The sequence below is a fragment of the Streptomyces cirratus genome, assembly GCF_014650775.1.
Classification (GTDB): domain Bacteria; phylum Actinomycetota; class Actinomycetes; order Streptomycetales; family Streptomycetaceae; genus Streptomyces; species Streptomyces cirratus.
On record NZ_BMVP01000005.1, the window covers coordinates 426819 to 436464 of the forward strand.

At 72.7% G+C, this 9646-nt stretch carries 8 protein-coding genes; 4 read left to right on the plus strand and 4 right to left on the minus strand.

Annotation, left to right across the window (positions count from 1 at the left end; translation table 11 throughout):
- Nucleotides 1-12 precede the first annotated feature (12 nt).
- From IE207_RS17280 to IE207_RS17290, 3 genes are all read right to left on the minus strand, one after another.
- A complete protein-coding gene (locus tag IE207_RS17280) occupies nt 13-1386 on the minus strand; it encodes a M20/M25/M40 family metallo-hydrolase (protein ID WP_190185094.1) in 1374 nt (457 codons plus the stop codon).
- Entirely contained in the window at nt 1379-2212 is an 834-nt protein-coding gene (locus tag IE207_RS17285) for a M55 family metallopeptidase (protein ID WP_190185095.1), read from the minus strand. Before IE207_RS17285 ends, IE207_RS17280 begins: the two co-directional genes overlap by 8 nt.
- 262 nt (nt 2213-2474) lie before the next feature.
- The gene (locus IE207_RS17290; protein WP_190185096.1) at nt 2475-2918 is read right to left on the minus strand and encodes an SRPBCC family protein; all 444 of its coding nucleotides are present in this window, start codon (nt 2916-2918) and stop codon (nt 2475-2477) included.
- Nucleotides 2919-3151: 233 nt separating this feature from the next.
- Between IE207_RS17290 and IE207_RS17295 the strand changes: the two genes are divergently transcribed.
- Nucleotides 3152-4717 carry an alpha/beta hydrolase gene (locus tag IE207_RS17295; protein ID WP_190185142.1) on the plus strand — a complete coding sequence of 522 codons (1566 nt, stop codon included), beginning with the start codon at nt 3152-3154 and terminating at the stop codon, nt 4715-4717.
- 18 nt (nt 4718-4735) lie between these two features.
- Here IE207_RS17295 and IE207_RS17300 read toward each other — a convergent pair whose 3' ends face one another.
- The gene (locus IE207_RS17300; RefSeq protein WP_190185097.1) at nt 4736-5356 is read right to left on the minus strand and encodes a HEAT repeat domain-containing protein; all 621 of its coding nucleotides are present in this window, start codon (nt 5354-5356) and stop codon (nt 4736-4738) included.
- Nucleotides 5357-5635: 279 nt separating this feature from the next.
- On the opposite strand from IE207_RS17300, the gene IE207_RS17305 reads away from it, so the two are divergent.
- The 3 genes from IE207_RS17305 to IE207_RS17315 form a co-directional block, all read left to right on the plus strand.
- Entirely contained in the window at nt 5636-7438 is a 1803-nt protein-coding gene (locus IE207_RS17305; protein WP_190185098.1) for a 3-hydroxyacyl-CoA dehydrogenase family protein, read from the plus strand.
- A 196-nt stretch (nt 7439-7634) separates the two neighbouring features.
- Entirely contained in the window at nt 7635-8447 is an 813-nt protein-coding gene (locus IE207_RS17310; protein ID WP_190185099.1) for a TetR family transcriptional regulator, read from the plus strand.
- A 405-nt stretch (nt 8448-8852) separates the two neighbouring features.
- Nucleotides 8853-9646, plus strand: a 794-nt coding sequence (locus IE207_RS17315; protein ID WP_190185100.1) for an alcohol dehydrogenase catalytic domain-containing protein, incomplete at its 3' end; no start/stop codon positions are given.

Consider the following 9646-nt stretch of genomic DNA (forward strand, 5'->3'; position numbering starts at 1 on the left):
GCCCGGCCCCCGTCACAGGGTGCGCAGCGCGCGGTCGAGCACCCGGACCCCGAAGTGCAGGGCGTCCACGGGGACCCGTTCGTCCACGCCGTGGAAGAGGGCCCAGTAGTCGTAGCCGGGCGGCAGCTTGAGCGGGGAGAAGCCGTAGCCGGTGATGCCGAGCCGGGAGAACTGCTTGGCGTCGGTGCCGCCCGCCATGCAGAACGGCACCACGTGCCCTTCGGGGTCGAAGTGCTCGACGCTCTCGCGCAGGATCCCGTACGTCCGCCCGGTGACGGGGGCTTGGAGGGCCACTTCCCGGTGGTGGAACTCCCAGCGCACGTCGGGGCCGGTGAGTTCGTCGAGGGTCTCGATGAACTCGGCCTCGCCGCCGGGCAGCATGCGTCCGTCGACGTAGGCGGTGGCGTGCTCCGGGATGACGTTCAGCTTGTAGCCGGCGTTGAACATGGTCGGGTTGGCGCTGTTGCGGAGCGTGGCCCCGGCCAGCCCGGCGGCCGGGCCGAGTTTGCCGAGGAGCCCGTCGAGGTCGAAGTCGCGGGCGCGCGGGTCCACGGACAGGCCCTGGAGGGCGGCGAGTTCGGTGAGGCAGGCGACGACGGTGTCGGTGAGCCGGACGGGCCACTCGTGGGCGCCGATCCGGGCGACGGCCGCGGCGAGGCGGGTGACGGCGTTGGCGCGGTTGGGCTTGGATCCGTGTCCGGCGGTGCCGTGCGCGGTCAGCCTCAGCCAGGCGGTGCCGCGTTCACCCGCGGCGATCGGGTAGAGCGGCCGGCCGGGGCCGGCGTGCAGGGTGAAGGCGCCGGATTCGCTGATGCCCTCGGTGCAGCCCTCGAACAGGTGGGGGTGGTGGTCGGCGAGGAAACCCGATCCGTCGACCGCGCTGTCCTCCTCGTCGGCGGTGTAGGCGATCACGATGTCCCGGCGGGGCTTGGTGCCGGTGCGCGCCCAGGCCCGTACGACGGCCAGCATCATCGCGTCCATGTTCTTCATGTCGACGGCCCCGCGGCCCCAGACCACGCCGTCGCGGATCTCGCCGGAGAAGGGGTCCACGCTCCAGTCGGCGGCCTCGGCGGGGACGACGTCGAGGTGACCGTGGACGAGGAGGGCGTCGGCGGACGGGTCGCTGCCCTCGATCCGGGCGACCACGTTGGTCCGCCCCGGGGTGCGCTCCAGCAGTGCCGGCTCCAGCCCGGTGGCAGCGAGCCGCTCGGCGACGTACTCGGCGGCGGGCCGTTCCCGGCAGTCGCCGCCGCCGCGGTTGGTGGTGTCGATGCGGATGAGGCCGGAGGTGAACTCGACGGCTTCGTCCAGCGCCGTCCGGTCCACTGCCCCGCCCGTCGGGCCGTCGGTGGCGTGCATGGGCTGCGTGGGGTGCATGTCAGCCATACTGCTCCTCCACGGCCGCCGAGACGACCGTCGTGACCGCCTTGAAGGTACGGATGCCCTCGTACATGGTCTCGCTGGTGTACGCGACCCGGCGCTCGCCCGAACGTGCGACGCCGGGGATCACCGTGGCGGCGGCCGGCAGGTGCTCGGCGTCGAACTCGACCTCGACGGTGAACGGGCCGTGCGCGTGGGGTTCGTGGCGGACGGCCAGGCGAATCGCCCGCTTGGCGGCGGTGCGGATGTCGGCGGCGGTGCGGGCGGGGGTGCGGCACACCGCCGCGTAGCGCGAGACGTGGTCCTTGACGGCGACGCTCTCCGCGCGGGGCGCGTAACCGGTGGCGTCGGCGCAGGTCAGGTCGTCTCCGGTGACGAGGACGACGGGGACGCCGTATTCGGCGACGACGTGGGCGTTCAGCAGCCCCTCGCTCGCGCGGGCCCCGTTGAGCCAGACTCCGGTGATGGTGTTGGCGAGGTAGGTGTGGGCGAGCACGCCCTCGGTGCCGGCTCCGGTGTGGTAGCCGACGAAGGCGATGCCGTCGACGTCGCCGTGCTGGACGCCCTCCACCATGGAGAGGGACTTGTGCCGGCCGGTGAGCATCTCGGCGCGCTCGTCGAGCTGCTCCAGCAGCAGGTTGCGCATGGTCCAGTGGGCCTCGTTGACGAGCACCTCGTCGGCGCCGCCGTCGAAGAAGCCGAGGACGGCCGCGTTCACGTCGGAGGTGAACAGGGAGCGGCAGCGTTCCCACTGCGGGGTCCCGGGCAGTACGTCGGCGGGCCAGGTGACGCCGGTGGCGCCTTCCATGTCGGCGGAGATCAGGATCTTCATCGGGCCCCCCGGTCGGTCGGGTCGCGGACGATCCAGACTAGGCCCTGTACGGGCGATCTCTGAGGACCCGGCCCGCAGCGTCGGATGCAGGGCGTCCCAAGGCGGACGATCGCCCTCCTACCGGACGTACCCGGGCGACTGCGACCATGCGGGCAGGCGCCGCGCCCGACGCCGCGGGGGCCGGCCCGGGCGGGCTCACCGGGAGCGGAATTCCACCCGAACCGGTGAGCCGCCCGGCGGCCCGGGCGGGGAACGGCCTTGCTCAGCCCTCGACTTCGGCCGCCAGGTTGGCGAGCACCGTGTCGTAGATGCGGCCGAGTCCCTTGGGGGCGAAGGTGCGCTCGAAGAAGCCGCCGACGCCCCCGGCGCCGTTCCACACGGTGGAGACGACGACCCTGGACTTGCCCTCGCCGGACGGGGTCACGGTCCAGGTGGTGACCATGGAGGAGTTGCGGTCCTTCTCCACGAGCTGTCCGTCGGTGGGCTCGCCGACCTCCAGCAGGCAGTCCCGTACGCGCTTGCTGGTGGCCTGGAGCTTCCAGTGGACCAGGGTGCCCTCGCCGTCGCCGCCCTCGCGCACCTCGTACTCGCTGAAGTGCTCGGGCAGCAGCTTGCCCCGGGTCCCGGTGTAGTCCGCAAGCGCGTCGAACACGGTCTCCGCGTCGGCCGCGATGATCCGCTCCGTGGTGGCCTCGACCTGCGCCATAGCTGTTCCTCCAGCAGTTGTGTCCGCTCGTCGCGGCAAGCCAACCACCTCGGGGGCGGGCGCCCAAATCGGGTCCGGGCGCCCCGGGACGGCCCGTACGGCCCCTGAACGCTCATCACATCGGGCCAATGGGCGGCGCAATCCGGGTTTCGGGGCGCGGTTTCCGGGACGATTCCGCCCAGAACCCTCGGCTGGGAGGCCCCATGCTCGACCCCCTGAACACGCGCGGCTCCATGAAGCACCGCGCCGCCGTCCTGCTCTCGATCGCGACCGTCGCCGCCGCGCTCGCCACGCCGGTGACGGCCGCCCCGCTGGCGCCGACGGGCCCGGCAGGCTCCGGCTCGGCGGCGGCGCTGCGCTGGACGGGCTGCGCGACCACCCGCTACCCCTCGCTGCAGTGCGCCTCCCTCAAGGTCCCGCTCGACCACGACAACCCCGGCGGGCGGCAGATCACGCTGGCGCTGACCCGCGTCCCGCACACCGCGGCGAAGTCGCAGGGCCCCCTGCTGGTCAACCCGGGCGGGCCGGGCGGCAGCGGCCGGGCTCTGGCCGGTTTCGTCGCTTCCGCGCTGCCCAAGGACGTGGCGGCGGCGTACGACGTGATCGGGTTCGACCCGCGCGGGGTGGGCAAGAGCGAGCCGGTCCTGGACTGCGCTGCCGGCTACTTCGCCCCGGTGCGGCCGGACTCGGTCCCCACCGACGGGCGGGCCGAGCGGGCCAACCTGGACCGGGTCAGGTCGTTCGCCGAGTCCTGCCAGACCAAGCACGCGGACGTGCTCCCGTACATCGACACCGTCTCGGCGGCCCGGGACATGGAGACGCTGCGCACGGCCCTGGGCGCGGCGAAGCTCAGCTACCTCGGCTACTCGTACGGGACCTACCTGGGCGCGGTGTACGCCAAGCTCCACCCGGACCGGGTGCACCGCCTCGTCCTGGACTCCGTCGTCGACCCGGGCGGGGTCTGGTACGAGGACAACCTCGCCCAGGACCGGGCCTTCGACGCCCGCCACAAGGCGTTCCTGGCGTGGGTGGCCCGGTACGACGAGAAGTACCGGCTCGGCGGGGACCCGGCGGAGGTCGAGCGGCGCTGGTACGAGATGCGGGAGGCGCTGCGGGACACGCCGGCGGGCGGGAAGGTCGGCGCCGCCGAGCTGGAGGACACCTTCATGCCGGGCGGTTACTACAACGGCTACTGGCCCGGCCTCGCCGAGGCGTTCTCCGCGTACGCCGTGGCCAAGGACGAGAAGCCGCTGGTGGCGGCGTACGAGCGGTTCGGGGCGGTCGAGCCCGCGGCGGGCAACGGCTACAGCGTGTACACGGCGGTGCAGTGCCGGGACTCGGCGTGGCCGAAGGACTGGGACACCTGGCGGGCCGACATGTGGCGCACGCACGCCGAGGCGCCCTTCATGACCTGGAACAACGCCTGGTACAACGCGCCGTGCGCGTTCTGGAAGACGGACCCCCTGGCCGCGCCGGACGTCACCAACACCGGGCTCTCCTCGGCGCTGCTGTTCCAGGCGACGGAGGACGCGGCGACGCCGTTCGGCGGTGCGCTGAGCATGCGGGACAAGCTCAAGGGAGCGGCGCTGGTGGTCGAGGAGGGCGGCGGCAACCACGGGATCGCACTGAGCGGCAACAAGTGCCTGGACGAGAAGCTGGCGGCGTACTTGCGGACGGGCAAGGCGGCGGACGCCACGTGTCCGGCCCAGCCGGCCCCGACGCCGGCCTCGGCCACCCGCGCGCTCCCGCACTCGGCGGGCGGCGCGGCCCTGCACGGGCTGCTGGGCTACCGGGGCTGAGGCCCGGGGCCCACCAGGTCAGCTGCCCGCCCCGCCCGGGGCGGGCAGCGTGCGCAGGGCCTCGGTGGCCGCCACCGCGAGGCGGGGGTGGGACTGGGCGCGGGTGAGGACCTCGTGGGCGCGCGGGTCGGCCAGCGCGCCGAGCCCCTCGACGCAGGCCAGGGCGACGCGCCAGTACGGGTCGTGCGGCGCGAGGAGCCGGGAGAGGGTGCGGATCAGCGCGGGCGCCGACTCGGGGGCCCGCAGGGCGGTGAGCAGCCGGACGGGGTGCAGGGCGTAGGCGGTGCGGAGTTCGTTCGTCGCCAGGGCCGCCGCCGCGCGGGCGGTGCGGGGGTCACCGAGGACGGCCAGCGCCTGGGCGGCGGCCTCGCAGCGGGGCGGGTCCCGGTGGTTGAGCAGCAGTACCAGCGCCTCGAAGGCCCGCCGGTCCCCGGCCATACCCAGCCGGTACGCGGCCAGTTCGCGGGCCCACAACGGCCGTCCGGGCGAAGTCAGCGCCCCCGCCAGCCCGTCGGGCCCCGCCGCCAGCAGTGCCTCGTACTCCGCCGACCGTCCCGATTCACTGCGCAGCCGCTCCAGTACGTCGTTCACGCCGCCCAGCGTAGGGCCGCAGCGGTGTACGTCACATCCGTTCCCCATCTCCTTGCTCTGGCCAACGGGTTACCGAGGAGTTACGCTCCCCTCAACACGTACGGGACCGGCCTGGTGACGCAGCCGCCCCGTACCAGTCGGTCCGGTACCTCAGGTACCGCGAGCCCGTACCGCACGTCGGGGTACGGCGCTCCACGTACGGCGTGGCCCCGGGACAGGGTCCGCTGTTCTTCCGCCCCCCGGGCACCTCTGTGCGCAATCCCGGCCGCGTGCTGTGCGCCGCGCGCCGCGCCCTCAGTCGTCACCCTCTTCCACTGGAGTCCCGCGATGGACCGTCCGTCCACGTCCAGTCAACCCACCCTCCAGACCGTCGCCGTCATCGGTCTCGGCACGATGGGCACCGGCATCGCCGAGGTGCTCGCCCGGGCCGGCCGTGAGGTCATCGGCATCGACGTCAGCGAAGGTGCCGCCCGCCGGGCCACCGCCGCGCTCGCCGCCTCGACGGCCCGTTCCGTGACCCGGGAGCGGCTCACCGGGCCCGAGCGCGACGGCGTGCTCTCCCGGTTCCGCACCTTCACCGAGCTGAGCGCCGCCGCCGAAGCCGACCTGGTCATCGAGGTCGTCCCGGAGGACTACGCGATCAAGCAGCGGCTCTTCCGCGAGCTCGACGCGATCGTCCGCCCGGACACCATCTTGGCCACCGGCACCAACGCCCTGTCGGTGACCCGGATGGCCGCCGAGTCCCAGCGCCCCGAGCGGGTCCTGGGCCTGCACTTCTTCAACCCGGCGCCGGCGATGAAGCTGGTCGAGGTCGTCTCGTGCGTGCTGACGGCCCCGCCGGCCGTCCAGGCGGTCACCGAGCTGGCCCGCGAGCTGGGCAAGGAGCCGGTCGCCGTCGGCGACCGTCCCGGTTTCGTCGCGGACGGCCTGCTCTTCGGCTACCTGAACCAGGCCGCCGCCATGTACGAGTCGAAGTACGCCTCCCGCGAGGACATCGACGCGGCGATGCGGCTCGGCTGCGGCCTGCCGATGGGCCCGCTCGCACTGCTCGACCTGATCGGGGTGGACACCGCCCGTACCGTCCTGGAGGCCATGTACGCCTCCTCGGGCGACCGGCTGCACGCCCCCGCCCCGATCCTCGGGCACCTCTCCGAGGCGGGCCTGACGGGACAGAAGGCGGGCCGCGGTTTCTACACCTACGAGGCCCCGGGCAGCCCGGTGATCGTGCGGGACCTGCAGACCCCGCCCGACGGGTCGCTGCTCGGCGGGGGCCGCGCCGTCGCCTCGGTCGGCGTGGCCGGCTCCGGCACCATGGCCGGCGGTATCGCGCAGGTCTTCGCGCAGGCCGGCTACCCCGTGGTGCTGGCGGGCCGCAGCCAGGAGAAGGCGGACGCCGCGAAGGCCGCGATCGGCAAGTCCTTGGGCCGTGCGGTGTCCAAGGGCCGGCTGACCGAGGAAGGCGCGGCGAAGACCCTGGCCCTGATCACCCCGGCGGGTTCGCTGGACGCCTTCGCCGACGTGGACCTGGCGGTGGAGGCCGTCGCGGAGGACCTCGCGGTCAAGCAGGAGCTCTTCGCGGGCCTGGACAAGGTCTGCAAGCCGGGAGCGGTGCTGGCGACCACCACCTCCTCGCTGCCGGTGATCGCCGTCGCGCGGGCGACCTCGCGCCCGCAGGACGTGATCGGCATGCACTTCTTCAACCCGGCGCCGGCCATGAAGCTGGTCGAGGTGGTCCGTACCGTCCTGACCGCCGACGACGTGCACGCCACGGTCCGCGAGGTCTGCGGGAAGGTCCGCAAGCACGCGGTCGACTGCGGGGACCGGGCCGGCTTCATCGTCAACGCGCTGCTGTTCCCGTACCTCAACAACGCGATCAAGATGGTCGAGGAGCACTACGCGGGCATCGACGACATCGACGCCGCGATGAAGCTGGGCGGCGGCTACCCGATGGGGCCCTTCGAGCTCCTCGACGTGGTCGGCCTGGACGTCTCCCTGGCCATCGAGAAGGTCCTCCACCGGGAGTTCCGCGACCCGGGCCTCGCGCCCTCGCCGCTGCTGGAGCACCTGGTCGCGGCGGGCTGCCTGGGCCGCAAGACCGGCCGCGGATTCCGTGAGTACGCCCGCCGGTGATCCGCCTCCCGGGCGTCCCGACGCCCGGGCCCGCGAGCCGGATGCGTGGGGAGGGCTCTTCGGGTCCGCCGGACCCTCACGGCGGACGAACCCTCCCGACGAGCACTGTGTGCCCGGTGCCGGTCCTCCCCCGCATCCACCCCTGTCCCACCCCCCTCAGGCGCGCTCTCCTGCGCGAATGAAGTACTTTCGCTCTATGTCCCAGCCCGCCAAGACCTCGCCCCGCGCCGCCACGGCGTCCGACGCCCCGGAGAGCGCGGCCGGCACCAAGGCGGCCGCTCAGCGGCTCAAGATGCGCCGCGAGCTGGCGGCTGCCGCCATGGAGCTGTTCGCGACGAAGGGGTACGAGGCCACGACGGTCGACGAGATCGCCGCGACCGCCGGGGTGGCCCGCCGGACCTTCTTCCGGCACTTCCGGTCCAAGGAAGAGGCGATCTTCCCGGACCACGACGACACCCTGACCCGCGCCGAGGCCGTACTCGACGTGGCCCCGGCGCACGAGCACCCGCTCGACACGGTGTGCCGGGGGATCAAGGAGGTCATGAAGATGTACGCCGCCTCCCCGGCGGTGTCGGTGGAGCGCTACCGGCTCACCCGTGAGGTGCCGGCCCTGCGGGAGCGGGAGATCGCCTCGGTGGCCCGGTACGAGCGGCTGTTCACGCGCTACCTGCTCGCCCATTTCGACGAGCAGGACCACAACGACGGCAACGACGACCCGCTGCTGGCGGAGGTCGCGGCCTCGGCGGTGGTCACGGCCCACAACCACGTGCTGCGGCGCTGGCTGCGGGCCGGCGGTCAGGGGGACGTGGAGGCGCAGCTGGACCACGCGTTCTCCATCGTGCGCAAGACCTTCGGTTCGGGGATCGGCGCCGGACGTACCCTCACGGAGCCGCCGGCCGCGCCGGCGGCGGTGCGCAGGGAGGGCGAGGTGCTGGTGGCGGTGGCCCGCACGGACGCGCCGCTCGACGAGGTCATGCGGACCATCGAAGAGGCACTCAAGAACACGTAGCGACTCCGGTCACGGAAGTCCGGCACGACGCCGGCACAGGGCCGCCTCCCGTTTCGGGGGGCGGCCCTTCCGTTTGTCCGGCTTGCCCCTACTCGCGGGTAACTCTGATCGATCATCGCTCATCTGCGCAGGTCAAATGGCAAATGAGAGAAAGTTTTGGCACGCGGTGCCTTGCTGAGTGACACGGGGTGCCATACGTTGAAGTGGTCCGGATGTCCCCGCGATCCACGTCCACCCGGCACGGACCGCGCCCCGGATGCCTGCGTCACCAGGCCCCCGTACGCCCCACCACAGGCGTCGCCGCACCACCGTTTTCGCCGGACCGACGGCACACACCACACCCGTACTGCGCAGCCGCGTATCCCCTCAGCGCACCCTCATCAGCGCTTAGCCGGAGGCAATACCGTGAAGGACATCCTGGACGCGATCCAGTCGCAGGCCGCAACGGCCGCCGACTTCGCGGCCCTGCCGCTCCCCGACTCGTACCGCGCGATCACCGTGCACAAGGACGAGGCGGAGATGTTCGCGGGGCTCACCACCCGTGAGAAGGACCCGCGCAAGTCCCTGCACCTCGACCAGGTCCCGGTGCCGGAGCTCGGCCCGGGCGAGGCCCTCGTGGCCGTCATGGCCTCGTCGGTCAACTACAACTCCGTGTGGACCTCGATCTTCGAGCCGGTGTCCACCTTCAGCTTCCTGGAGCGCTACGGGCGCCTGTCGGAGCTCACCAAGCGCCACGACCTCCCGTACCACGTCATCGGCTCCGACCTCGCGGGCGTCGTGCTGCGCACGGGCCCCGGCGTCAACGCCTGGCAGCCCGGTGACGAGGTCGTCGCGCACTGCCTCTCGGTCGAGCTGGAGTCCTCCGACGGCCACAACGACACGATGCTCGACCCCGAGCAGCGCATCTGGGGTTTCGAGACCAACTTCGGCGGTCTGGCGGAGATCGCCCTGGTCAAGTCGAACCAGCTGATGCCCAAGCCCGACCACCTCAGCTGGGAGGAGGCCGCCTCGCCGGGCCTGGTGAACTCCACCGCCTACCGCCAGCTGGTCTCCCGCAACGGCGCCGGGATGAAGCAGGGCGACAACGTCCTGATCTGGGGCGCCAGCGGCGGCCTCGGCTCCTACGCCACCCAGTTCGCGCTGGCCGGCGGCGCCAACCCCATCTGCGTCGTCTCCTCCCCCGAGAAGGCCGACATCTG

What these genes read in the sequence shown, in the direction of transcription:
- IE207_RS17295 (WP_190185142.1), top strand. Translation starts at nt 3,152, where the DNA reads ATGAAGCACCGCGCCGCCGTCCTGCTCTCGATCGCGACCGTCGCCGCC.
- IE207_RS17305 (WP_190185098.1), top strand. Translation starts at nt 5,636, where the DNA reads ATGGACCGTCCGTCCACGTCCAGTCAACCCACCCTCCAGACCGTCGCC.
- IE207_RS17285 (WP_190185095.1), bottom strand. Translation starts at nt 2,212, where the DNA reads ATGAAGATCCTGATCTCCGCCGACATGGAAGGCGCCACCGGCGTCACC.
- IE207_RS17280 (WP_190185094.1), bottom strand. Translation starts at nt 1,386, where the DNA reads ATGGCTGACATGCACCCCACGCAGCCCATGCACGCCACCGACGGCCCG.
- IE207_RS17290 (WP_190185096.1), bottom strand. Translation starts at nt 2,918, where the DNA reads ATGGCGCAGGTCGAGGCCACCACGGAGCGGATCATCGCGGCCGACGCG.
- IE207_RS17310 (WP_190185099.1), top strand. Translation starts at nt 7,635, where the DNA reads ATGTCCCAGCCCGCCAAGACCTCGCCCCGCGCCGCCACGGCGTCCGAC.
- IE207_RS17300 (WP_190185097.1), bottom strand. Translation starts at nt 5,356, where the DNA reads ATGGGGAACGGATGTGACGTACACCGCTGCGGCCCTACGCTGGGCGGC.